Below are 23,698 nucleotides of genomic sequence, written 5' to 3'. Positions count from 1 at the left end.
CCGAGCGGCAGCACGCTGCCCCGCCGCGAGGGCTACGACTACGACCGCAGCGTTCTGCGCTCGAAGCTCACCACGGTCGAGCGGACCCCGGGGTCGGCCAAGCCCGACCCGATCCTCACGGTCGACAACGTCGTCCGACGCTTCGGCGGCATGACCGCCGTCGACGTCGGCCACGTCGAGGTGCAGCGCGGTGCCATCACGGCACTGATCGGCCCCAACGGCGCCGGCAAGACGACCTTCTTCAACCTGCTGACCGGCTTCGACAAGGCCTCGTCCGCCCCCACGGCGTTCAAGCGCGGCGGTCCGGGCGTCGCGAAGTGGGTGTTCGAGGGCAGGGCCATGGGCAACGTGGGCGCCGCCAAGGTCGCCCGATCGGGCATGGTGCGGACGTTCCAGCTGACCAAGGCGCTCTCGCGGCTCACGGTCATGCAGAACATGCTGCTGGGCGCGAAGGACCAGCCCGGCGAGAACTTCTTCGTCGCGATCGTCGCGCCGCTCTGGCGCAAGCGAGAGCGCGAGATCGAGGCCAAGGCCGAGGACCTCCTCGCCCGGTTCAAGCTGCTCGAGAAGAAGGACGACTTCGCCGGCAGCCTCTCGGGCGGCCAGCGCAAGCTGCTCGAGATGGCCCGTGCCCTCATGAGCGACCCGGCCATGATCATGCTCGACGAGCCGATGGCCGGCGTGAACCCGGCGCTGACGCAGTCGCTCCTGGGGCACATCCAGAGCCTGCGCGACGACGGCACCACGGTCCTCTTCGTCGAGCACGACATGCACATGGTCCGCCACATCTCGGACTGGGTGATCGTCATGGCCGAGGGGCGCATCGTCGCCGAGGGCCCGGCCGACACGGTCATGGACGACCAGGCCGTCATCGACGCCTACCTGGGCGCGCACCACGACACCGACCTGGGCGACGACTCGCTGCTCGACGACGCCACGCTCGAACAGCTCGAAGAAGAGGTGGCGCGCGAGGACGCGGCCCGCGCAGCCGAGGCGACCAGCGCCTCCTCGTCCACCGGCGGCGTCGCGGGACGCGACCTGCCCGGCCACCCCGACCCCTCGACCCCGCAGGCCACGAACGCGGCCGACGACCAGCTGTCCGACGGACGGCAGAGCGGAGACAAGCGATGAGCACGGCACAGGACGGCGCGGGCGCCACCACCGCCCCCAAGCACCCGGGCACCGAGAAGTTCGCGGGCGTCGAACCGGTCATGAACGCGACCGATCTCGTCGCCGGCTACCTGCCGGGCGTGAACATCCTCAACGGGTGCGACCTCGTCTGCTACCCCGGCGAACTGATCGGCATCATCGGCCCGAACGGCGCGGGCAAGTCGACGCTGCTCAAGGCGCTCTTCGGCCAGGTCAAGATCCACTCGGGATCGGTCACCCTCGGCGGCACCGACATCACGAACCTCAAGGCCAACAAGCTGGTCGAGGCGGGCGTCGGCTTCGTGCCGCAGACCAACAACGTGTTCCCCTCGCTCACCATCGAGGAGAACCTGCAGATGGGCATGTTCCTGCGGCCCAAGAAGTTCGCCGAGCGCCTCGAGGTCATCTACGACCTCTTCCCGGTGCTCGCCGACCGTCGCGGCCAGCGGGCCGGATCGCTCTCGGGCGGTGAGCGCCAGTCGGTCGCCATGGCCCGGGCCCTGATGATGGACCCCAAGGTGCTGCTGCTCGACGAGCCGTCCGCCGGCCTGTCGCCCGTGCGCCAGGACGAGACGTTCATCCGCACCCGCCGCATCAACAAGGCCGGCGTCTCGGTGATCATGGTCGAGCAGAACGCCCGCCGCTGCCTGCAGATCTGCGACCGCGGCTACGTCCTCGACCAGGGCCGCAACGCCTACTCGGGCACCGGCCGCGAGCTGGCCGACGACCCCAAGGTCATCGAGCTCTACCTCGGCACCCTGGCGAAGGACGTCGACGCGTCCTGACGCCCCCGGTGGCGCCTTGAGGCCCCGATCACGCCCCGGCGTGGTCGGGGCCTCGTGCGTGCGTCCGGCGCCGGGGGCCGGGCGCCGGGGGCCGGGCGCCGGGCGCTGGCGTCTGGCGCTGGCGTCGGGCGCTGGCGTCGGGGACGCGGGTGCTGCGCGCCGCGTTTCGTGCAGCGCACCCGGTCTCGACGCGGTGCAGTGCACGAAACGCGGTGCGGAGGGAGTGCGACGCCACGCCCGGTGGGGCCAGGGGACGAGGAGGCGCGGCCCCGGTGGGCGCGGACGTCGCGACCGTCCTGCGGCCCGCCTCCGCGCCTCCCTGGCACGCAGAAGGGCCTTGGCGCCGGGACGTGCCGTCGTGCACACCGCGTTTCGTGCACCGCACCCGGTCTCGACGCGGTGCGGTGCACGAAACGCGGTGTGACGAGGTGTGGGGCGGGGCGGACAGGTGCTGGGCCGGGGCCGGGGCCGAGACCCGACACGGCACCTCCTCGGCACGCCGAAGGGCCCGGCACGATGACTCGTGCCGGGCCCCGGGTGGTGCGAGGTGCCGTTATTCGACCTTGCCCTCGATGCCGGTCTGGTAGACGGGCTTGTTGTCGGCGTCGAACGTGTAGACGCCGATCGAGGCGGACGACGGGTCGTTGTTGTCGTTGAACGATCCGATGCCCGAGGGGCCGGTGTAGTGGATGTCGTCACCGGCGTCGAGCGCGGTCTTGCAGTCCGCGTACGTGGTGCACTCGGTGCCGCCGTTCGCCCCGGAGACCGCGGCCATGTTGGCCTGGATCGTCCCGGCGTCGGTGCCGCCACCGGCCTGCGCCGCGAGGGCGGTCAGGATGACGGCGTCGTACGACTCGGCCGCGTACGAGAAGTCGGCCAGTTCGCCGCCCTCGCTCGCCTGGTAGCCGGCCACGAGCTTCGACTTGAAGTCGGCACTGGCGTCGGCACCGGGGATCGTGCCCTTGGCCCCCTCGAGGGTGCCGGGCTCGAAGTCGGCGCTGTAGTCGGCCGTGTTGCCGTCGGACATGTAGACCTTGCTCATGTCCCAGCCCTGGCTCTTCAGCTCGGGGACGATCGACTTGGTCTCGTCGAAGGCGAGGATGACGATCGCGTCGGGCTCGGCGGCGATGGCCGCGGACACCTCGGACGAGAACGTGGTCTGACCGGGGGGGAACTCCTCGCCCTTGCCGGTGCCGCCGTAGACGACGGTGCCGCCCGAGCTCTCGATCGACTTCTGCGTCGAGTCGCGGAGACCCGTGCCGTAGGTGTCGTTGAAGACGAGGAACGCGACGTTGGCGTTGCCGTCGGCCGTGATCTGCTGGCCGAGCGCCGAACCCTGCACCGAGTCCGGCGGAGCGGTCCGGTAGTAGTACGACGAGTAGCCGCTGAGCGAGCTCGCCGTGTTGGCCGGCGAGATCTCGATGATGCAGTTGCTGGTGAGCTGGTCGACCACGTTGAGCGTGACGCTCGACGATTCGGCACCGAGCACGACGGGCACCTTCGCGTCGATCAGTTCCGTCGCGGCGTTGCTCGACACGGTCATGTCGTTGCTGTCGCCCGAGTCGGTGCTGGTCGAGATCTCGGCGGGCTGGTCGAGCACGCCGCCGGCGGCGTTGATGTCGCTGATGGCCAGGTTCGCCCCCGCGATGGCGGGCGGGCCGAGGTAGGCCAGGGTTCCGGTCAGCGGCAGCATCGTGCCGATCGCGAAGGGATCGGTGCTGGGCGTCCCGACCTCGCACTTGGCGGCGGGATCGGCCTTGGCCGACGACGACGACGAGGCGTCGTCGGAGGGAGATGCCGTCGAACAGGCAGCGAGCAGCACGGAGGCTGCGCCGGCGAGAGCCAGTGCTCGGAGGGCGGTGCTGGATCGGATCATCCGTGGAACCCTTTCGTGGACAGCGGCAGTGCAGCCCGACCGGTGGCGGTCGAACCTGCCGCGATTGGTCCGAAACTAGGGGTCGAATGTTTCTGGCGTGTGTTCTCGACGTCAAAGTGACGTTTCGTTAGCCATTCGTGACTTTGCGAGGGATGGTCGTTTCTAGGCGGTCGGTGCCACCGCGAGCGGTCGACGTGACCGCCGCCCCGCGCGCACCATGTCGACGGTGAGCACGATCGAGGCGACCCAGACGATCGCGAAGCCGACCCATCGCGCCGCCGACATGTGCTCGCCGAGCACGACGACGCCCACGACGAACTGCAGCACGGGGGCGACGTACTGCGTCAGCCCCACGGTCGTCAGGGGAAGCCGACGCGTCGCCGAGGCGAAGAGCAGCAGCGGCACGGCCGTGATGACACCCGTGCCGATCGTCGCGAGGGTGTGCCCGACGCTCACGGTGCCGAGCACGACGCCGCCCCCGAGGCCCGTCACGTGCAGCACGATCAGGGTGACGGCCGCGAAGGGGGCGATCCAGAGCGTCTCGAGCGTGAGCCCGCCGACCGCGTCGACCCGCCCACCGACCTGCTTCTTCACCAGGCCGTAGAGCCCGAACGAGAACGCGAGGACGAGCGAGATGAACGGGGGCCTGCCCGCCCCGATCGCGATCACGAGGACGGCGACGGCGCTCAGCCCGACGGCGACCCACTGGGTCGTGCGCAGACGTTCACGCAGCACCACCACGCCGAGCAGGACCGTCACGATCGGGTTGATGAAGTACCCCAGGGCCGCCTCGACCACGTGCCCGCTGAGCGTCGCCGAGATGAAGACCGTCCAGTTGACGACGATGAACGCCCCCGCCAACCCCATGGTGCCCACCAGGCGGGGCTGCCGCAGCAGGGCCAGGAACGATCGCAGCGCCCCCGTCACGACGAGCAGCACCGCGCAGAAGACGAGCGAGAACAGCACCCGCCACGCGACGATCTCGAACGGGCCGGCCGGGGCCAACAACAGGAAGTACACCGGCAGCACGCCCCAGAGCCCGTAGGCGCCCAGGGCGTAGGCCAGGCCCGCCCCGCCGGCCCCGGCGACGCCGAGCCCCGAGGTCGGGGCGGAGGGGGACGAGGAGGCGCGGGTCGAGGTCACCAGGCGACTCTAGGTGGCTGCGCCCGCCGCCGGAACGGCCACTCCTGCCACCGTGGATCGATCGACGGACGATCACGCCTGGGGACGAACGGTCACCGGTGGTCGCGCCGCGGACACGACGAAGGCCCCTGCCGGAGCAGGGGCCTTCGGGACGGCGACCGGGGTCGCGGAGCACGGCCGGAGCCGTGCCGAGGTGCTAGCGGACGATGACCGCCAGGACGTCGCGAGCCGAGAGCACGAGCAGGTCTTCTCCGCCGTACTTCACCTCGGTTCCGCCGTACTTGCTGTAGATGACCTTGTCGCCGGTGGCGACGTCGAGCGGCACGCGGTTGCCGTTGTCGTCGATGCGGCCCGGGCCGACCGCCACCACTTCACCCTCTTGGGGCTTCTCTTTGGCGGTGTCGGGGATCACGAGACCCGAAGCAGTGGTCTGCTCGGCTTCGACCTGACGAATGACGATGCGATCTTCGAGCGGCTTGATGCTGACCGACACGGGTGACCTCTTCTTTCTCGGTGCTACGAAAACATGGGGGCTGGCACTTGCCGGGGGCGAGTGCCAGAACAACTGTAGGACGAGACTGGCACTCGGTCAATCCGAGTGCCAACGCGTCGGCCCGCGTGCGTCACACTGGACGACATGGATTCCTCCGAGCTGCTCGAAGTCCTCTCGCCCGAGGGGCTGCGGCTGCTCGACTCGCTGCCGACGGGCGGCGCCACCGGCGACGACGTCGTCGGCACGGTGGCCGCGTTGCGCAAGCAGGGCCACTCCCCCGCCCTCGTGTCGGCGGTGCTCACGCAGGCCCGGCTCCGTGGCCGGGCCGCAGCCAAGTTCGGCGAGTTCGCGAGCCGCATGCTGTTCACCGAGGCGGGCCTCGAACAGGCCACGCGCCTCCCGGTCGCCGCGCGCCACGCCGGACGCTACGCCGCGGCGGGCGTCGGCAGCGTGGCCGACCTCGGCTGCGGCATCGGTGGCGACGCCCTGGCGTTCGCCGCGCTCGACCTCGACGTGCTCGCCGTCGACCGCGACGAGGTCACCGCGGCCGTCGCGTCGTACAACCTCGCGCCCTGGTCGTCGTCACGCGTCGAGCAGGGCGACGCCGAGACGACCGACCTCGGGGGCGTCGAGGGCGTCTTCCTCGACCCGGCACGACGGACGTCCGGCCACAGCGCCACGAAACGCCTCGCCGATCCGGCCGACTGGTCCCCCGGCCTCGACGTCGCTTTCGGCTTCGCCGACCGCCTGCCCACCGGCGTCAAGCTCGGCCCCGGGGTCGACCGCGAGCTGCTGCCGACCGACGCCGAGTGCCAGTGGATCTCGGTCGACCGCGACGTGGTCGAGGTGGGCGTGTGGTTCGGTCCGCTCGCGCGGCCGGGGGTGGGCCGATCGGCTCTGGTGATCAGCGCCTCCGGGGCGTCCGAGCTGACGGCTGCCGCCGACTCCGACGACGTGGACCCGGGCGACCTCGGCGAGTACCTCTACGAGCCCGACGGCGCCGTCATCCGGGCGCGCCTGATCGGCGACCTGGCCCGGTCGATCGACGCCCGCATGATCAGTCGCGACATCGCCTGGCTGACGACGGAGGCGCGGGTCGACACCCCCTTCGCGCAGGGTTTCCGCGTGCTCGAGACCTTCCCGCTCGACGAGCGGACGCTCAAACGCGAGCTGAGGGCCCGGGGCATCGGGCGCCTCGAGATCAAGAAGCGCGGGGTCGACGTCGATCCGGCGACGTTCCGCAAGCGACTCTCGTTGCAGGGCACCGGGACGGCGACCCTCGTGCTGACCCGCGTCGCGGGGCGGCACACGGCCCTGCTCTGCGAGCGCCTGGCCTGAGGCCCCGCCCTGTCGACGAAGGGGCAGAAGACGTCGTACGCCGGATCGGGAACGACACCTTCTGCCCGCTCGGGGCCCGGTCCGGTCCGGCCGCGGTCAGTACCCGCCGTAGTAGTCGGAACTCGACGAGAACCCGGCGATGAAGAGGCCGAAGGCCACCCAGCCGATCACGATGAGGACGACGCCGGCGTAGCCGACGATCAGCCCGGTGAGCCAGAACCCGCGGGCGGGGCGCTCACGCGACATGCCCAGGTGGCCGAGCACGATGCCCGCGATGGACGCCACGATCGAGAGTCCGAAGGTGAAGGGCGCGAGCACGACGCCGGCGATGGAGCCGATCATCGAGAGCAGGCTGAGCAGGCGAGGGGGCTGAGCGGCACCCGCCGAGGCGTAGGGCGGGTAGGGCGAGCCGTAGGGCTGCTGGCCGAACTGCGCACCGGGCTGACCCTGTTGGCCGTAGGACTGCTGACCGTAGGACTGCTGACCGTACTGAGCGCCGGACTGACCGTACTGCGCACCGGGCTGACCCTGTTGGCCGTAGGACTGCTGACCGTACGGCGCACCGGGCTGACCGGAGGGCTGCGGGCCCTGGGGCTGCTGACCGTAGCCCTGCGGCTGACCGTAGCCCGACGGCTGACCCTGCGGCTGACCGTGACCCGACGGCTGACCCTGCGGCTGGCCGTAGCCCGACGGCTGACCCTGCGGCTGGCCGTAGCCCGGTCGTTGACCCTGGGGCTGCTGGCCGTACCCCGTCTGCTGGCCGTAGCCCTGCTGCCCGTACCCTGCCGGCGGCTGCGCACCCGGCTGGCCGTAGGGGGGCCGGGGCGGCTGGGGCGCACCCGGCGGGACCTGCCCCGGGCGGGACTGCGGCACCGGAGCCCCCTGCGGTGCACCGTACGGCGCCGAACCCGTCGGGGGCACCCCGGCGTACGGCGACGAGGCGGGCGGCTGCGAGGCGGGCGACTGCGACGCGGCCCCCGGGAAGGCGGTCGGCGGCAGCGGCGGCGAGGCGGTGGCCGCGCCGCCACCCTCGGTCGGGCGCGTGGGGGGCGGGGTGGGTGCCGCGGGCGGCGTCGGAGCCGAGGGCGCGGTCGGCGCCGAGGACGGCGTCTCGGGGGTGGTGTCGTCGGTGGCCATCAGCTGCCTTTCGCGAGCGGTGCGTCGGTCGTGCCGCCGGAGCGGCCGGTCACGCCTGTGACGGTCGCGTCCCGGGACACGAAAGGGCCCGCACCGTCCGGTGCGGACCCCGTCATGCTAGCGAGGGTCGTGATGAGCGGCCCCTGGGAGGCGATGCCCGACGACGCGAGGACGACCTACGAGTTGTAGCTGCCGTCGTAGAGGTCGGGGTTGCTGGCGATGGCACCGAACAGGACCACGAGCAGGATGATGCCGATGATGGTCAGGGCGACGACGACGTAGCCGAGGATGAGACCCGTCAGGGCCATGCCGCGGCCCTCTTCGCCCCGCTTCTTGATCTGGCTCAACGCCATGTGGCCGGTGACGATGGCACCGAGCGCCGTGATCGAGGTCACGAAGCCGGCGATGCCCAGGATCATCGAGACGAGGGCGAGGGTGTTGCGCTGACCGGGGCGGGCGCCGTTCTGCCCCTGGTAGGCCGGCTGACCGCCGGAGGGCTGCCCCGGGTAGGCCGGCTGCTGGCCCTGGTACGGGTTCTGCGACGAGGGCTGGCCGTGGGGTGAGGGGTTCTGGTCGGTCATCGGGGACGTCCTTCTGCTGAGGGTCGGCCGGTGACGGCCGCGGTCGGTCGAGCGCCCATGCTATCGGCGACCGATGGCCTCCGACCGGGGCGGGTCGCCCGGGCCCCGCCTCGGGGTTCAGACCGCCTGGACCGTCGTCACCGGCAACGTCGAGTCGGCCCCGAAGTCGAGCGGCGACGGCGCCCGGCCCCGGGACACGAGCTCGGCGCCGAGCGCCGCGATCATGGCACCGTTGTCGGTGCAGAGCGAGAGGGGCGGCACGCGCAGCTCGACCCCGGCCGCGGCGCACCTCTCGGCCGCGAGCTCGCGCACGCGGGCGTTGGCGACGACTCCCCCGCCGAGCAGCAGGCGGGGCACGCCCCGGTCGGCGCAGGCCGCGAGAGCTTTGGTGAGCAGGACGTCGGCGACCGCCTCGCGGAAGCTGGCGGCGACGTCCGCGACCGGCACCGCGCCTCCTTCGCTGCGACGCTGTTCGACCCACCGGGCGACGGCCGTCTTGAGCCCCGAGAACGAGAAGTCGTACCGGTGCTTCGACAGGTCTTTCGGCAGGGTCAGCCCCCGCGGGAAGCGGACGGCCCTCGGGTCGCCGCCCTCGGCGACGCGGTCGATCTGGGGCCCCCCGGGGTAGGGCAGGCCGAGCAGGCGGGCGACCTTGTCGAACGCCTCGCCCGCGGCGTCGTCGATCGTCTCGCCGAGCAGTTCGACGTCGTCGACGAGGTCGCGCACGTGCAGCAACGAGGTGTGGCCCCCCGAGACGAGAAGCGCGATGGTGGGCAGCTCGAGCTCGCTGCCGTCGTCGCGCAGCACGTCGGCTCCGACGTGGCCGACGAGGTGGTTCACGGCGTAGAGGGGCTTGCCCGTCGCCAGGGCGAGGGCCTTGGCCGCACCGACGCCGACCATGAGCGCACCGGCGAGCCCGGGCCCGCTCGTCACGGCGATCGCGTCGAGCTCGGCCGTCGTGACGCCGGCCTCGGCGAGCGCCGCGGCGAGGGCGGGTTCGAGCGCCTCGAGGTGGGCGCGCGCGGCGACCTCGGGCACGACGCCGCCGTAGCGGGCGTGTTCGTCCATCGACGACGAGATGACGTTGGCGAGCAGGGTGCGGCCGCGCACGATGCCGATGCCGGTCTCGTCGCAGCTGGTCTCGATGCCCAGCACGAGCGGCTCGCGGACGGCCGGCCCGGCGGCGGCCGGCTCGGCGGCGGCCGGCTCGGCGGCGGCGGGCTCGGCAGCGGCGGACGAGGAGGCGCGGGTGACGGTCACGGGCGGACGTCCTGTTCGTCGAGGGGCGCGTCGCCGAACGGCTCGACGGGGCCCGGGGTGGTCTCGGTGGTGGCCGGCGGGACGCGCAGTCGCATCACGACCGCGTCGACCCCGTCGGGCATGTAGTACCGCGGGCGGACGGCGATCCGCTCGAAGCCGAGCGTCTCGTAGAGGTGCTGTGCCCCGGGGTTGTCGGCCCGCACCTCGAGGAACACCTCGCGCACGCCGCCCTGACGGGCCTCGGTGAGCAGCTGGGTCAGCATCGCCCGACCGAGCCCCTGCCCCTGGTGCTCCGCGAGCACGGCGATGGTCTGGACGTCGGCCTCGGGAGCCCCTCTCGGCGCCAGCATGCCCGCGTAACCGATGACGGTGGTGTCGTCCCCCTCGGCCGTCGCGACGAGGTACCGACCACCGGGGGCGGTGAGCTCGTGCGTCATGCTCGCCCGCGACCAGGCGTCGTTGACGAAGGTCGACGTCTCGATGGCCATGATGCCGTCGAGGTCGTCGAGGGTGGCCGTGCGCAACAGGACGCTCATCGCGTGACCGGCTTGGGACCGGCCGACGGGGTGACGTCGGGCTCGCGCAGGTACAACGGCTCGGCGTCGGCGAACGCGCGACCGTGCTCGAAGAGACGCTCGGCCAGCATGCCCAGGGCGGCCGCCGAGACCGTCGTCGCGTCGGGGTCGGTGCGCGGCCAGGACGAGGAGGCGCCGGTCGCCTCGTCGAGGTCGGCCGGCCTCACGAGGGCGGGGCCGGCCACGATCACGGGCAGGCCGTCGTCGTCGAGCCCCGACCACGCGCTGTACGCCACCTCGCGACGGCGGGCGTCGGTGACGACGACGAGCGGCGAGTCGACGGGCCCGCCGGCGGCGCCGACGGAGCGGCCGGCCACCGCCGAGAGCCGCTCGAACGCGACGGCGTCGTGGCTGCCGACCGACAGGCACGGGACGCCGGCGCCGAAGGCGAAGGCGCGGGCGGCGGCGATGCCGACCCGCAGGCCCGTGAAGGGGCCGGGGCCGCGACCGGCGACCACGGCGGAGAGCTCGGACGGGGTCACGCCGGCCTCGCGCAGGGCGTCGTCGATCAGGCGGCCGATCACCTCGGCGTGACGCCGGGTGTCGGCGACCGTGTGCTCGGCGAGCACGCCGCCGTCACGGTCGACGACGGCGACGGACGAGCCGGCTGAGGTGTCGATGGCCAGGATCACGGGGTCAATCGTAGGCGGTGTCGGGAAGCCGACCCGCGCCTCCTGACGGGTGACGGAGCCCGGCCGGGGCCGGGCTCCGTCGGGTCGGTCAGAAGGCGCCGATGCGACGCGCCGTCCCGGGCTGTCCGAGGAGCGCGGCGATGTCGGACGGCAGGGCCGACACGATGCCGAGCGACGAGGTCAGCAGGCTCGTCATGCCGCCGAGGTCGAGCACGGACGACGTCTCGACGTTGCGCCACGACGAGTTCTTGACCGAGAGCGCCGACACGGTGTCGAACCGGGTCACCGTCTTGTTGTCACCGGCCCCCCAGCCGACCAGGGTGGCCTGGGACGTCGTGCGGCGCTGGTTGAACGCGTTGCCGGTCACCGTGACGCCCATCGAGTCGGCCGAGCGGTTGGTCTTCGAGTCGAGGACGTAGACCTGGTAGTACCCGCCGCTGCCGAAGGCGTTGTTCGCGATGGTGATCTTGCCCGTGACCCAGCTCATGGTCGGGTCCGGGATGGGCCGACGACGGTCCTGACCGGTGGCCGCCGTGGCCTGACGACGCTCGTCCTGCAGCACCTTGATGCCGAACTGGCTGAAGCCGCCGACGGAGTTGTTGTAGACCCGCACGTCGTCGGTGCCGATGATCTGGATGCCCGTCTTGCCGCCGGTGACGGTGTTGCCCGCGACGACGGCCTTGCTCGAGAGCTCGAGCTGGATGCCCGTCCACTCGTTGTCGACGACCGTGTTGCCCACGACCTTCGAGTCGTACACGGACTCGTCGAGCCACAGGCCCGAGCTGTAGTTGCGGCTGACGTCGTTGTTGGAGACGGTCACGCCGCGCGACCGCGTGATCTTCACTCCGCCCGAGACGGGGGTCTCCTTGAATCGCTGCCAGTTGTTCTCGCGGACCACCGAATCGGACAGCGACATGTCGTAGGACGCGTTGGCGCCGATGCCCAGCATGCCGTTGTGCTCGACCGTCAGCCGGCGCAGGGTGCCGCCGTTGTTCTCGAGGTTCACGCCGATCATGGCGTTCTCGACGACGACGAGGTCCTGCGCGGTGGCGCCGGTGTTGCCGAGGCGGATCGTGCCCCGGTCGGAGTCGAGGGTCGCGTAGCGGCGCACGCCGAAGCCCTGCAGCGTCGTGTCCGGCGCCTGCACCCAGATGGCCTGCTGCTTGTTGCTGATGCGCAGCTCGTGCCCCGAGGGGTCGCTGCCGATCAGCACCCGTCCACCGGCGGGGTCCGGAGCGAAGGTGCCGGGGGCCAGCTTGTCGGGCGTGACCTGCGTCAGCTGCACGCCGTCGAGGAAGACCTGGTCGGGACGCCCGGCGAGGGGGAACGACGGCGACAGGAAGCGCGGGTTGTCGGCGATGCCGAGCAGTGCGGACGACGGGAACGACGTCCACGGGGTGCTCCACCCCGAACCCGAGCGCTGCCAGGACGAGACGGGCACGGACCCGTCGAGCCAGACGGCCTCCTTCGGGTAGGCCTGGATCGTCAGCGGCTTGTTGAACGGCACGACGACGCTCTCGTTGTAGCTGCCGGCCCGCAGGACGACGGTCCCGCCGGCCTTGGCCTTCGCGACGGCGGCACCGAGGGTGCGGAACGGGGCGGCCTGGCTGCCGGCCGCCGAGTCGTTGCCGCCCGGCGCCACGAAGAGGGCGCCGGAGGGAACGGCGTAGGACGCCGAACCGACGGGCACCGAACCGCGCGTCGGGGTCGGGTCGGGGGTGGGGGTGGGTGCCGGCGCGGGGGCCGGCGTCGGTGCGGGGGCCGGCGTCGGGGTCGGTGTGGGGACGGGCACCGGGACCGGCACGGCGTCCTGGGGCGACTGGACGACAGAGAGGTCGTCGAAGGTCGTGGTGGTCACCGTCTTGTTCGACGAGCTCGAGTACTGCCAGAGCCCGACGGCGCCGGGCTTGGCGATGCGATCGGCGGCGGTGTCCGACGACGACAGCTGCCAGCCGGGCTCGGTCGTGCCGGCGGCCCAGCCCTTGCCCTGCAGGCTCACCGACCCCGTGCCGACGGCGCGGAAGGCGACTGAGACGGCCGAGCCCTTCGTCACGCCCGACGGGAGGGCGACCCGGCCGAGATCCTTCTCGCCGGACTTGCCGACCTTCGTGATGGAGAGGGCGACCGTCCCCGAAGAGCCCTGCTCGAGACGCCCACGGTAGGCCGAACCGTCGCTCTGACGGCGCAGCTCCCACCCCTGGTAGAAACCCCCGGTGGTCTGCGGCAGGCGAATGGTCTCGCGCACCTCGACGTCCTGCACCGAGACCCCTGCGAGCGCGGCGGTCGCCGACCCTCCCGGCACGAGCCCGGTGATGGACGAGACCCCGCCACCCACGGCGAAGGTGGCCTTGGTGGGCCCCGACCAGGTCGTCCAGGTGCCTCCCTTGTCGGCGGCACCCCAGCCGCCCGCCGTCGTGCGACCCGAGGCGTCGGACGCGACGGTCGTGGCAGCCGCGGAGGCGCTGGTCGCGGGAACGAGGACGGCGGCGACGCAGGCCACCGCCATGGTCATGGCGCCGAGGACCGTCCGGGTGCGGTTCGGTGAGTCGAGCTGAGGCGCGGAGGCGTCGAGCATCGGCGCTCCTTTCGTCGGGGTGGAGTCCTGATGGATTCAGCACATGCCCCCAGGACGGGGGCTTGCGCGATCGGGGCTACGGCGAGTCGAGTCGGGACCTCGGCGAAGACAAGAACGAATCCTCATACATCTATGCGCGGTTGGCAAGGGCCCGTCAGCCCCCTTGGGGGTGCCCTCCGTGCGGGTGGCATCCCTCCGGGTGCCACCCGTCAGGGGTGTCCGGCCACCCACCGCCGTCGCCTAGAGTTCACGCATGACGCCCCTCGAAGCCGGCCCGAGGGCCTCGGCGACCCTGCGTCGAGGGGTCGCGCGCGCCTCCTCGTGGCGCCCGCCGACCCTCGGCGCTCCGAGCGGACGGGACGCCCCGCTCGAGGCGCGGGCGTGGGTACGCGGACTCGCGGCCGCCTGCCTCGTCCTGCTGGGCATGCGCTTCACCCTGCCGCAGAGCCTCCAGGTCGGCTTCGTGGTCGCGCTCGTCATGTTGCCGGTCTGGTGGGCCCACCTGCGTCGTCAGCACGGGGGCACGCTCTTCGTCGGGCTGGGCCTGCTGGCCACGGCCGCCGGACTGTGGCTGGGCGTCGCCAACGCCGCCGACCACGAGACCGACCCGACCGCGGTCATCCCCGGGACGGTGTTCCTCGTGGGCACCGTCTTCAGCGTCGGCCTGTTCGTCTGGGGTCGCGACGTCCTCACGTCTCCTCGCGCCGCCCTCTGGTTCGGCATCGGGCTGGCGCTCGGATTCACCCCCGACACCACACTGTTCGCCACGAACCCCTGGAAGTTCGGCTTCGCGCTGCCCGTGACCGTGATCCTGCTCGCCCTCGCCGCCCGGTTCGGCCGCCGATGGGAACTCGGCGCCCTCACGGTGCTCATCGTGGTCGCAGCACTGAACGACTCGCGCTCGGCCTTCGGGCTGCTGCTGCTGGCCGCACTGCTGGTCTTCGCGCAGATCGCGATCGTCCGCCCGCACCGGAGACCGTCGGCGGTCGCCGTCGTCCTCGGACTGGGCGGGCTCGGGGTGGCGGTCTACCAGCTGGGACAGGCCCTCATCCTCGACGGCTACCTCGGTGTGACGACGCAGGCCCGCAGCCTCGAACAATTGCGGCAGTCGGGGTCGTTGATCCTCGGCGGACGACCCGAACTCGCGGCCACCGTCGGCCTCATGGAGCACCACCCGTGGGGCTTCGGCACCGGTTCCGTGCCGACCCCCGAAGACGTGCAGGTCGCGAAAGAGGGCATGAACGCCATCGGCTACCAGCCGAACAACGGCTACGTCGAACGCTTCATGTTCGGCGGCCACGTCGAACTGCACTCGGTGTTCGGAGACCTCTGGGCCCAGTCCGGCATCGTCGGCCTGCTGCTCGTCGCCACCGCGATCGTCGTGCTCGCGGTCGGCGTGGTCCGTCGCCTCGCCGACGGGACGGCCAGCGGACTGCTGCTCTACGCCGCGTCGCAGAGCGTCTGGAACGTCTTCTTCGCGCCGTTCTACACGTCGTTCCCGACGCTCGTGCTCGCCCTCGCCCTCGCGTTCCTCCCCCGCCCCGAACCAGGAGTGCCCCATGTCGCCAGAAGGTGAACCGACCACCGGGTCGACCCCCGCCACCCCCCGCCGACGCCGTCTGATCGTCACCGTGGCGGTCGGCGTCGTCGTCGTGGTCGCCGTGGTGGTCGCCCTCGTGCTCACCGGCCGCGGTGACGGCGGACCCTCCACGGACGACACGGCCTCGACCTCGCAGCCGACCGGTGATGCGCCGGGTTCCCCGGCGGACCCTTCGTCCATGGACGCGCCGACGTCGACCACGCCGCCGGCCGCGGGCCCCGACACACCCGAGTCACCACCCGTCGGCCTCGACGAGTCGCCCACCGTCGTCGACGGGGTGACGGTCCGGGTGAAAAGCCTCGACGGAGTCGACGGCGAGGCCGTCTTGCCCGGCGAGGTGTCGGGCCCCGCGGTCCGAGCGGAGCTCGAGGTGTACAACGGCTCGGCCGCCCCCGTCGATCTGTCGACCGTCGTCGTCAACCTGGCCTACGGCACCGGCCGGACGCCGGCCAACACGTTCTCGACCGGGACTTCTTCGTTCCCGGCGTCGGTCGCGGCCGGCACCACCGCCACGGGCGTCTACGTGTTCTCCGTGCCCGCCGACGCGCAGGACGACCTCCGGCTGACCTTCGACTACGCCGTCGACGTGCCGGTCGTCGTCTTCGAGGGATCGACCTCGTAGTACTCCTGTACCCACAACGGGGGCCACTGTCCCCCCTTGGGGGGACCTTATAGTCGTCAAGCCATCGGTACCCGAATGCCGATGACGCCTACCCGACCCGAATGAGGCTCCCCCATGGGAAGAACCGTCTCGTCGCGCCTTCGCCTACCCGCGATCGTCGCTGCGTCCGCCGTGCTCCTGTCCGTCCTGATCGGAGTCCAGCCCGCCCAGGCCGACTCCGCACCCGCCGACCCGACGGCGCCGTCGACCCCGGCGACCGTCACGGCCGACGCGTTGCCCACGCCGCAGATCGACGGCTCGGTCTTCTCTCAGGTCATCGTGGGCAACACGGTCTACGCGGCCGGCAAGTTCACCAAGGCGCGCCCGGCCGGCTCGGCGCCCGGCGTCAACGAGGTCCCCCGCAGCTACCTGCTGGCGTACGACATCACCACGGGAGCCCTCTCGACGACCTTCGCCCCGGTCATCGACGGCCAGGTCAAGGCCCTCGCCGCCTCCCCCGACGGCAAGCGCCTCTACATCGGTGGCGCCTTCACCAAGGTCAACGGCGTCAACAAGTACCGCCTCGCCGCTCTCGACCCGACCACGGGCGCCCTCGTGACCAGCTGGAACCCCGGTACCAACGCGACGGTCAACGCCATCGCCGCCGTCGGCCCGAACGTCTACGTCGCCGGCGTCTTCTCGAGCATCGGCAAGGACACGCGCACCAAGGCCGCCGCCGTGACGGCGGCCAACGGCACCAACCTGCCGTGGGCACCCCAGATCGCCGGCGGTGACGTGCTGGCCCTCGTCGCGAGCCCGGACGGGTCGAAGATCGTGCTCGGCGGGTCGTTCAACTCGGTCAACGGTTCGTCGCAGCCCGGCTACGGTCTCGCCATGGTCGACCCGACCTCCGCGGCGAACCTGCCGTTCCAGGCCAACGACGTCATCCGCAACGGCGGCGGCCAGGCCGCGATCTACAGCTTGAGCGCCACGGCGAACGGCGTCTACGGCTCGGGCTACACCTTCGGTGGCGGCGGCCGTCTCGAGGGTGCCTTCAAGTCGACCTGGGCCGGCGACCTCGTCTGGGTCGAGGACTGCCACGGCGACACCTACTCGGTCGCCGCGAACAGCACGGCCGTCTACATCGCAGGACACCCGCACTACTGCGGCAACATCGGCGGCCAGCCGCAGACCAACCCGTGGACCTTCCAGCGGGCGATGGCCTTCAGCGACTCGGCGACCCAGACGGTCACCAACGACCCCATGGGCTACTACAACTTCGCGGGCAACCCGGCCCCGAGCATCCTCAACTGGTTCCCCGACTTCGGCACCGGCAGCTACACCGGCCAGAACCAGGGGCCGTGGAGCGTCGCCGCCAACGACAAGTACGTGGTCTACGGCGGGGAGTTCCCGACGGTCAACGGCAAGGCCCAGTACGGCCTGACCCGCTTCGCCGTGTCGAGCATCGCTCCGAACAAGGAGGGCCCGGTGTACTCGGGTGCCCTGTTCAAGCCCACCCTCGTCTCGCTCGAGTCCGGCAGCGTCCGGGTCGCGTGGCAGTCCAACTGGGACCGCGACAACGCCAACCTGGCCTACCAGGTCTACCGCGACGGCAACCTCACGACGCCGGTCTACTCGACGACCACGCCCTCGACCTTCTGGAAGCGACCCTCCATCGGCTTCGTCGACAAGGGGCTCACGCCGGGCAGCACGCACGAGTACCGGGTGCGCGCCACCGACCCGCTCGGCAACACCGTCCTCGGTGACACCGTGTCGGTGACCGTCTCGACCACCGCCCCCTCGCCCTACCAGCAGCGAGTGGCCGGCGACGGGGCCACGTCCTTCTGGCGCCTGGGCGAGAAGAGCGGCTCGACCGTCTACGACTCGATCGCCTTCGACGACCAGCAGGCCCAGGCCGGCGTGACGCGCGGGGCCACCGGCCAGGCGTCGACCGACTCGGACGGCTCGAGCACCTTCTCGGGCACCGACACCGGGCTCTCGTCGACCACCTCGGCGATCACCGGACCGCAGACCTTCTCCGTCGAGGCATGGTTCCGCACCACGTCGACGACCGGAGGCAAGATCGTCGGCTTCGGGAACTCGAACACGGGCGCCTCGAACTCGTACGACCGCCACCTCTACATGGACCCCCGGGGCCGTGTCTCGTTCGGCGTGTACCCGAACGCCAGCCGCATCATCACGAGCCCGACCGCCCTGAACGACGGCCAGTGGCACCAGGTGGTCGGCACGTTGAGCTCGGCCGGTCAGTCGTTCTACGTCGACGGCAAGAAGATCGCGACGGATGCCGGGACGACCAGCGCCCAGGACTACACGGGCTACTGGCGCATCGGTGGCGACAACAACTGGGACGGTGCTCCGTACTTCCAGGGCGACATCGACGACGTGTCCGTGTACCCGAAGGCCCTGAGCCCCCAGCAGGTCGACGGCCAGTGGGTCGCCTCGGGACGCACGAGCAAGCTTCCGACCTCGCCCGCCGACGCCTACGGCACCCGCGTGTTCCAGGACGACCCCGAGGCGTACTTCCGTCTCGACGGTGACTCGACCGCCGTCGCGACGGATTCCTCCCCCATCGGCACGAACGGCGTCTCCACCGGCGGCCTGACGACCGGCGGCCCCTCGGCCGTCGGCGGCACCGGACGGTCGGCGACCTTCAACGGGCAGGACGCCGGCGTGGCCACCACCACCTCGTACGACTCGCCCAACAACTACACGCTCGAGACCTGGTTCAACACGACGACGACCTCGGGCGGCAAGCTGATCGGCTTCGGCAGCCAGCAGACCGGCTACAGCGGCAACTACGACCGCCACGTCTACATGGAGCAGGACGGGCGACTGCAGTTCGGCAACTGGACCGGTCAGATGAACCTCGCGAGCAGCACCGCGAGCTACAACGACGGCCGGTGGCACCACGTGGTCGCCACGCAGGGCTCCGACGGGATGAAGCTCTACGTGGACGGCGCCCAGGTCGGGTCGAACCCGACCACCGCCTCGGACGGCTACCGCGGGTACTGGCGCCTCGGCGGCGACAGCTCGTGGAACTCGGGCTCGGGTTACTGGGCCGGCAGCCTCGACGAGGCCGCGGTCTACGCGCGCCCCCTCGACGCCACGACGATCGCCCAGCACTACGCACTCGGCACGAACAAGCCGAACGCGGCTCCCGTGGCCGCCTTCTCGTCGGCGACCACCGGCCTCGGAGTCGCCTTCGACGGCGGCGCCTCGGCCGACAGCGACGGCTCGGTCGCCTCGTACGCCTGGGACTTCGGCGACGGCAGCGCCGTGGCGTCGGAGGTCGCACCCACGCACACCTACGCCGCGGGCGGCACGTACACGGTCACGTTGACCGTGACCGACGACCGGGGTGCCGTCGGCACCTCGACCGCGACCGTCACGGTGACGCCGCCCCGCGTCAACGCGACGCCCACCGCCTCCTTCACCTCGACCGTGGACCACCTCGCCGTCGCGGTCGACGGGACGGCCTCGTCCGACGCCGACGGCGCCATCGCGTCGTACCGCTGGGACTTCGGCGACGGCACGATCGCAGCCACCGGATCGACCACCGGCCACACCTACGCCGTGGCCGGCACCTACACCGTGACCCTCACGGTCACCGACGGCGAAGGCGCCACCGGCACCTCGACCGGGACGGTCACCGTCGCCCCGGCCCCGCCGGCGAACGTCGCCCCCACGGCGTCGTTCACGAGCGCCGCGACGGGTCTGGCGGTGTCGACCGACGCGTCGGCCTCCACCGATCCCGACGGCACCGTGACCGGCTACGCCTGGTCGTTCGGTGACGGCGGCTCGGCCACCGGGAAGACCGCCTCGCACTCGTACGCGGCGGCCGGCACGTACACCGTGACCCTCACGGTCACCGACGACAAGGGCGCCACCGGCACCTCGACGGGCACCGTCACGGTCGCTCCCATCCCGAACGCGACCCCGACGGCGGCGTTCACGACGGCGACCGACAAGCTCTCGGTCTCCACCGACGGACGCGCCTCGAGCGACTCCGACGGCACCGTCGCCGCCTACGCCTGGGACTTCGGCGACGGCGGCACGGCGACCGGCAGCACGGCGAAGCACGACTACGCCACCGGCGGCACCTACACGGTGACCCTCGTCGTGACCGACGACAAGGGCGCCACGGGGACCCGCACCTCCACGGTGACGGTCACCGCGCCTCCCGTCGTCACCGCGATCGCGCAGGACGGCTTCGGCCGCTCGGCGACGAACGGTTGGGGATCGGCCGACGTCGGCGGCGCCTGGACGCGCACCGGCCAGGCCTCGCAGTACTCGGTCGTCAACGGCGTCGGCACCCAGTACCTGGGTGCCGCGGGCTGGAGCACCTCGATGGCCCTCACCGGCGTCAACACGACCGACAGCGACCTGCGCACCAGCGTCAGCCTCGACAAGGCGGCGACCGGAGGCGGCACGTACGTCTACGTCACGGGCCGCAAGGTGGCGACGAACTCCGAGTACCGCGCGACCCTGCGCTACCGCTCGGACGGACGCGTCGTCGTCGCGCTCAACGCCTACAAGGGCACGTCGACGAACGTCACCCTGGTGAACGAGACGCTGGTGCCGGGCACGGTCACGCCGGGCGCCAAGGTCAACGTACGCCTCGAGGTCAGCGGCTCCGGCACGACGACGATCCGGGCGAAGGCCTGGCTCGACGGCACGACCGAGCCCACCGCGTGGACCGTCTCGACGACCGACACGTTCGCCGGCCTGCAGGCCCCCGGCTCGGTGGCCCTCGCCGCCTACGCCTCGGGCTCCGCGACCAACGCCCCGCAGACGGTCTCGTTCGACGACCTGAGCATCTTCAAGCCGTGACCGACGCCGCCCCGGAGCACGCGAGCAGGCTCGTCGTCCAGCAGTCGTTCCCGCGACCGCGACCGACGACGAACCCCTACCTCGTGATGCTCCGGGACGCCGTCGGCGCGGTGCCCGGGGTCGAGGTGCGCACCTTCTACTGGAAGGGCGCCCTCCTGGGCCGCTACGACGTCTTCCACGTGCACTGGCCCGAGATCCTCGTCTCGGGGCAGAGCCCGCTCAAGGCGCTCGTGCGTCAGGCGTTGACCGTCGCCCTGGTGACGAAGCTGCGACTGACGCGCACCCCGATCGTCCGCACCGAGCACAACCTCGAGCTGCCGAGCGGCATCTCCCGCCGCGAGCGCGTCCTGTTGCGCTGGATCGAGCGACGCACCGCGCTCTGGGTGCGGCTGAACGACGAGACGCCCGAGCACGCCGACGCCCTCGGCGCGCTCATCCCCCACGGCCACTACGTCGACTGGTTCGCCCGCTGGCCGTGGCCGTCGCGCGAGGCAGGCCGGGTGTCGTACTTCGGCTTCATCCGCCGCTACAAAGGGGTCGACGGCCTCCTCCGGGCCTTCCGCGACGTCCGCGGGGACGACCGTCGACTGCACGCCGCCGGCAAGCCTTCGACCCCCGAGCTCGCCCACGGCCTCGAGCGGCTCGCGGCCGACGACCCCCGGGTCAGCCTCGACCTGCGGTTCCTCGACGACGAAGCCCTCATCGACGTGGTGCGCCGGGCCGAGCTCGTCGTGCTGCCCTACCGCGAGATGCACAACTCGGGCGGCGTGCTGACGGCGCTGTCGCTCGGCCGGCCGGTGCTCGTGCCCGCCAACGAGGTCAACGCCCGTCTGGCCGACGAGGTCGGCGCCGACTGGGTCCGGCAGTACGCCGACGACCTGGGCGCCGAGGACGTCGAGCACGCGCTCGACGCGGCTTCACGACTCGACGACGACGCCCGCCCCGACCTGTCGGCTCGCGACTGGGCCCGTGCCGGCGAGGCGCACGTCGCGGCGTACCGTCGGGCGATCGCCGCCACCCGTGGTCGACGCCTCGTCGGTCGACGCCGGGCCCGTCCGTGAGGTCAGCCGTCGACGCGGCCGTACTCCCGGTACCCCGCGCCCCACGCGCCCGCCACCATGCCGGCACCTCGGGCCATCGTGCGGATGCCACGAGCGCGTTGCCCCAACGACCGGCGCCCGAGGGGGCGGGTCACCGTGCCGACCGCGTACCGACCCAGCCCGCCGGCGACGCGCACGCCGCCCTTCGCCGACAGCCGGAGGCGCGTGGACAGTCGCGAGGCCCCTCGCGCGGACAGCATCACCGAGGTGAGGCTCCAGCCGTTGCCGCTGCTGTAGGCGCGCTGCACGACCCAGCGCCGCGTGACGCGGTGCGCGGGGACGACGTCCGTGACGACCGCCTCGGCGCACCACAGGATCGTGCCGCCGCCCGCGACCAGACTGCGGGTGAACAGCGTGTCCTCGCCTCCGAGCTGGCCGAGCGCCACGTCGAAGGTCAGCCCCTGGCGGCGCACCTCGGCGAGGTCGAGCAACAGGTTGTTGGTCGCGGCGACGTCGACGTGCGTGCCGGTCGCGAGTCGGCGGCGCACGAAGAACCGACCCTCGACGATGAACGGCTCGGGCTCGACCTCGTACTCGCTGCGCACCGGGCCGACGACGGCCGCGGCACCGGTCTCGGCCTGGAGCGCGACCAGCCCACGCAGCCACTGGTCGGAGGGCCGCTCGTCGTCGTCGATGAACACCAGCAGGTCGCCGTCGCCGCTCTCGGCGAGCGCCCTGTTGCGGGCCGACGCGATGCCCGGCGTGGCCTCGACGACGTAGTCCACCGTCACGGGTCCTGCGCCGTCACGGGGGTCGGCCGCCGCGAGCGCCGCCGCCTCGACGCGCTCGCGCCCCGACCCGCTCGCGTCGTTGTCGACGACGAGCACGCGCGCCTCGACGCCGAGCCCGTGGACGCTGCGGGCCTGCTCGACGAGCAGCGGCAGCACCGCGTCGAGATCGCGCGGTCGGCGGAAGGTCAGCACGGCGATGGTCAGGAGGCGCGGGGCGGTCGGGTCGGTCGTCACGGGCCCCAGCATGTCAGGTCGGTGACGGGCACCGGGTCGCTCACCGCGCCTCCTGCGGGTGGACGGGGGACGAACCGTGGGTGAGTCGCTCGCCGGCCTCTCGGTGGTCGTCGTCAACTACGGTTCGACCGACCTGCTGCGCCGGAACCTCGCACCCGTGTCACGGGCGACCGACGGCCTCGTCGTGGTCGTCGTCGACAACTGGTCGGGAGCGGCCGAGCGCGCCCGCGTGAGCGAGCTCGCTGCGGCCGAGGGCTGGCACCTCGTCGCGCCCGCCGGCAACGAGGGCTTCGGCACCGGGGTGAACCTCGGCGTCGCCCGGGCGCGCGAGGCCGGGGCGCGCCACCACGTGCTGCTCAACCCGGACGCCGTCGCGGACGCGGGGGCCCTCGCCGCCCTGCACCGCGCCTCCTCGTCCGACCCGATGACGATGAGCGCGCCGACCGTGCTGCGCCCCGACGGCAGCGTCTGGTCGGCCGGCAGCGACCTGTACCTCGACGACGGACGCATCCGGTCGAGACGGCGACGGTTGCCCGGCGCCCGCGTCGAGGAGTGGCTGAGCGGTGCCTGCCTCGTGCTGAGCGACGAGCTGTGGCAACGCTGCGGCGGCTTCGACGACGACTACTTCCTCTACTGGGAGGACGTCGACCTGTCCCGCCGCGTCGTGAGCGCAGGAGGCGCGCTGCGGCTGCTCGACGACGTCACCGTCGTCCACGCCGAGGGCGGCACGCAGACCGCCGGCGGGGCCGACCGGTCGGGGCAGGCCAAGTCGGCCGGGTACTACCGGTACAACATCCGCAACCGTCTGCTGTTCGCCGCGAAGCACCTCGGCGACGACGACCTCCGCCGGTGGCGCCGACTGACCCCCCGCATCGCGTGGGAGGTGCTGCTGCAGGGCGGGCGGCGCCAGTTCGTCCGGTCACCGGGCACGCTGCTCGTCGGACTGCGGGCCGTCCTCGAAGGGCGACGGACCGTGGCGACCGAGCTGCGGCGACGACGAGCCCGATAGAGGGTTTGATAAATTTATCGACGGCCGA

General features: G+C 72.0%; 18 protein-coding genes. 8 read left to right on the top strand and 10 right to left on the bottom strand.

Translation table 11 applies throughout. The annotated features are described in order from the left end of the window. The first annotated feature begins 54 nt into the window (after nt 1-54). Nucleotides 55-1,131, top strand: coding sequence for an ABC transporter ATP-binding protein (locus tag IFT88_RS02975; RefSeq protein WP_249408807.1), 1,077 nt, complete (start codon nt 55-57; stop codon nt 1,129-1,131). An 80-nt stretch (nt 1,132-1,211) separates the two neighbouring features. Next, on the top strand, nt 1,212-1,934 hold the full coding sequence (locus IFT88_RS02970) for an ABC transporter ATP-binding protein (protein ID WP_043595993.1): 723 nt from the start codon (nt 1,212-1,214) through the stop codon (nt 1,932-1,934). A 553-nt stretch (nt 1,935-2,487) separates the two neighbouring features. Here the strand turns inward: IFT88_RS02970 and IFT88_RS02965 are convergent. From IFT88_RS02965 to groES, 3 genes are all read right to left on the bottom strand, one after another. Beyond that, nucleotides 2,488-3,810, bottom strand: a complete 1,323-nt coding sequence (locus IFT88_RS02965; RefSeq protein WP_043595989.1) for an ABC transporter substrate-binding protein — start codon at nt 3,808-3,810, stop codon at nt 2,488-2,490. Between the two features lie 162 nt (nt 3,811-3,972). Next, complete coding sequence (gene rarD, locus IFT88_RS02960) at nt 3,973-4,953, bottom strand: EamA family transporter RarD (RefSeq protein ID WP_192118789.1); 981 nt, start codon at nt 4,951-4,953, stop codon at nt 3,973-3,975. A 196-nt stretch (nt 4,954-5,149) separates the two neighbouring features. After that, nucleotides 5,150-5,446 (bottom strand): co-chaperone GroES, encoded by a 297-nt coding sequence (gene groES / locus IFT88_RS02955; RefSeq protein ID WP_043595988.1) that lies wholly within the window; start codon nt 5,444-5,446, stop codon nt 5,150-5,152. Between the two features lie 144 nt (nt 5,447-5,590). Here groES and IFT88_RS02950 point away from each other — a divergent pair, with 144 nt between their 5' ends. Further along, entirely contained in the window at nt 5,591-6,784 is a 1,194-nt protein-coding gene (locus tag IFT88_RS02950) for a class I SAM-dependent methyltransferase (protein ID WP_137847589.1), read from the top strand. A gap of 96 nt (nt 6,785-6,880) precedes the next feature. Here IFT88_RS02950 and IFT88_RS16970 read toward each other — a convergent pair whose 3' ends face one another. The 6 genes from IFT88_RS16970 to IFT88_RS02920 form a co-directional block, all read right to left on the bottom strand. After that, a complete protein-coding gene (locus tag IFT88_RS16970) occupies nt 6,881-7,921 on the bottom strand; it encodes a DUF4190 domain-containing protein (protein ID WP_249408736.1) in 1,041 nt (346 codons plus the stop codon). 176 nt (nt 7,922-8,097) lie between these two features. Next, entirely contained in the window at nt 8,098-8,502 is a 405-nt protein-coding gene (locus IFT88_RS02940) for a DUF4190 domain-containing protein (RefSeq protein ID WP_192118787.1), read from the bottom strand. 117 nt (nt 8,503-8,619) lie between these two features. Further along, nucleotides 8,620-9,657 carry a tRNA (adenosine(37)-N6)-threonylcarbamoyltransferase complex transferase subunit TsaD gene (tsaD, locus tag IFT88_RS02935; protein ID WP_056229556.1) on the bottom strand — a complete coding sequence of 346 codons (1,038 nt, stop codon included), beginning with the start codon at nt 9,655-9,657 and terminating at the stop codon, nt 8,620-8,622. 101 nt (nt 9,658-9,758) lie between these two features. After that, complete coding sequence (gene rimI / locus IFT88_RS02930) at nt 9,759-10,298, bottom strand: ribosomal protein S18-alanine N-acetyltransferase (RefSeq protein ID WP_043593283.1); 540 nt, start codon at nt 10,296-10,298, stop codon at nt 9,759-9,761. Continuing rightward, a complete protein-coding gene (tsaB, locus tag IFT88_RS02925; RefSeq protein WP_192118785.1) occupies nt 10,295-10,969 on the bottom strand; it encodes a tRNA (adenosine(37)-N6)-threonylcarbamoyltransferase complex dimerization subunit type 1 TsaB in 675 nt (224 codons plus the stop codon). The genes rimI and tsaB overlap by 4 nt, the downstream gene beginning before the upstream one ends. Before the next feature lie 88 nt (nt 10,970-11,057). Then, nucleotides 11,058-13,544, bottom strand: coding sequence for a right-handed parallel beta-helix repeat-containing protein (locus IFT88_RS02920; RefSeq protein ID WP_192118783.1), 2,487 nt, complete (start codon nt 13,542-13,544; stop codon nt 11,058-11,060). A 253-nt stretch (nt 13,545-13,797) separates the two neighbouring features. Between IFT88_RS02920 and IFT88_RS02915 the strand changes: the two genes are divergently transcribed. From IFT88_RS02915 to IFT88_RS02900, 4 genes are all read left to right on the top strand, one after another. Next, on the top strand, nt 13,798-15,120 hold the full coding sequence (locus IFT88_RS02915; RefSeq protein WP_043593289.1) for a hypothetical protein: 1,323 nt from the start codon (nt 13,798-13,800) through the stop codon (nt 15,118-15,120). After that, on the top strand, nt 15,104-15,766 hold the full coding sequence (locus IFT88_RS02910) for a hypothetical protein (protein WP_192118781.1): 663 nt from the start codon (nt 15,104-15,106) through the stop codon (nt 15,764-15,766). Before IFT88_RS02915 ends, IFT88_RS02910 begins: the two co-directional genes overlap by 17 nt. Before the next feature lie 114 nt (nt 15,767-15,880). Next, complete coding sequence (locus tag IFT88_RS02905) at nt 15,881-20,596, top strand: PKD domain-containing protein (protein ID WP_192118779.1); 4,716 nt, start codon at nt 15,881-15,883, stop codon at nt 20,594-20,596. After that, on the top strand, nt 20,593-21,657 hold the full coding sequence (locus tag IFT88_RS02900) for a glycosyltransferase (protein ID WP_342212059.1): 1,065 nt from the start codon (nt 20,593-20,595) through the stop codon (nt 21,655-21,657). The genes IFT88_RS02905 and IFT88_RS02900 overlap by 4 nt, the downstream gene beginning before the upstream one ends. A 2-nt stretch (nt 21,658-21,659) precedes the next feature. Here IFT88_RS02900 and IFT88_RS02895 read toward each other — a convergent pair whose 3' ends face one another. Beyond that, the gene (locus tag IFT88_RS02895; protein WP_342212058.1) at nt 21,660-22,661 is read right to left on the bottom strand and encodes a glycosyltransferase family 2 protein; all 1,002 of its coding nucleotides are present in this window, start codon (nt 22,659-22,661) and stop codon (nt 21,660-21,662) included. A 76-nt stretch (nt 22,662-22,737) separates the two neighbouring features. On the opposite strand from IFT88_RS02895, the gene IFT88_RS02890 reads away from it, so the two are divergent. Beyond that, a complete protein-coding gene (locus IFT88_RS02890) occupies nt 22,738-23,670 on the top strand; it encodes a glycosyltransferase (protein WP_192118775.1) in 933 nt (310 codons plus the stop codon). Nucleotides 23,671-23,698: the final 28 nt, after the last annotated feature.

Source organism: Frigoribacterium sp. CFBP 8751, from assembly GCF_014841545.1.
GTDB lineage: Bacteria > Actinomycetota > Actinomycetes > Actinomycetales > Microbacteriaceae > Frigoribacterium.
The sequence above is the reverse complement of the archived record's forward strand: the minus strand, read 5'-3'. Positions and strand labels throughout refer to the sequence as shown.

Excerpts from the sequence above, each read along its gene's own strand:
- IFT88_RS02970 (WP_043595993.1), top strand. The coding sequence starts at position 1,212 with ATGAACGCGACCGATCTCGTCGCCGGCTACCTGCCGGGCGTGAACATC.
- IFT88_RS02965 (WP_043595989.1), bottom strand. The coding sequence starts at position 3,810 with ATGATCCGATCCAGCACCGCCCTCCGAGCACTGGCTCTCGCCGGCGCA.
- IFT88_RS02950 (WP_137847589.1), top strand. The coding sequence starts at position 5,591 with ATGGATTCCTCCGAGCTGCTCGAAGTCCTCTCGCCCGAGGGGCTGCGG.
- IFT88_RS16970 (WP_249408736.1), bottom strand. The coding sequence starts at position 7,921 with ATGGCCACCGACGACACCACCCCCGAGACGCCGTCCTCGGCGCCGACC.
- IFT88_RS02940 (WP_192118787.1), bottom strand. The coding sequence starts at position 8,502 with ATGACCGACCAGAACCCCTCACCCCACGGCCAGCCCTCGTCGCAGAAC.
- rimI (WP_043593283.1), bottom strand. The coding sequence starts at position 10,298 with ATGAGCGTCCTGTTGCGCACGGCCACCCTCGACGACCTCGACGGCATC.
- IFT88_RS02920 (WP_192118783.1), bottom strand. The coding sequence starts at position 13,544 with ATGCTCGACGCCTCCGCGCCTCAGCTCGACTCACCGAACCGCACCCGG.
- IFT88_RS02915 (WP_043593289.1), top strand. The coding sequence starts at position 13,798 with ATGACGCCCCTCGAAGCCGGCCCGAGGGCCTCGGCGACCCTGCGTCGA.
- IFT88_RS02910 (WP_192118781.1), top strand. The coding sequence starts at position 15,104 with ATGTCGCCAGAAGGTGAACCGACCACCGGGTCGACCCCCGCCACCCCC.
- IFT88_RS02905 (WP_192118779.1), top strand. The coding sequence starts at position 15,881 with ATGGGAAGAACCGTCTCGTCGCGCCTTCGCCTACCCGCGATCGTCGCT.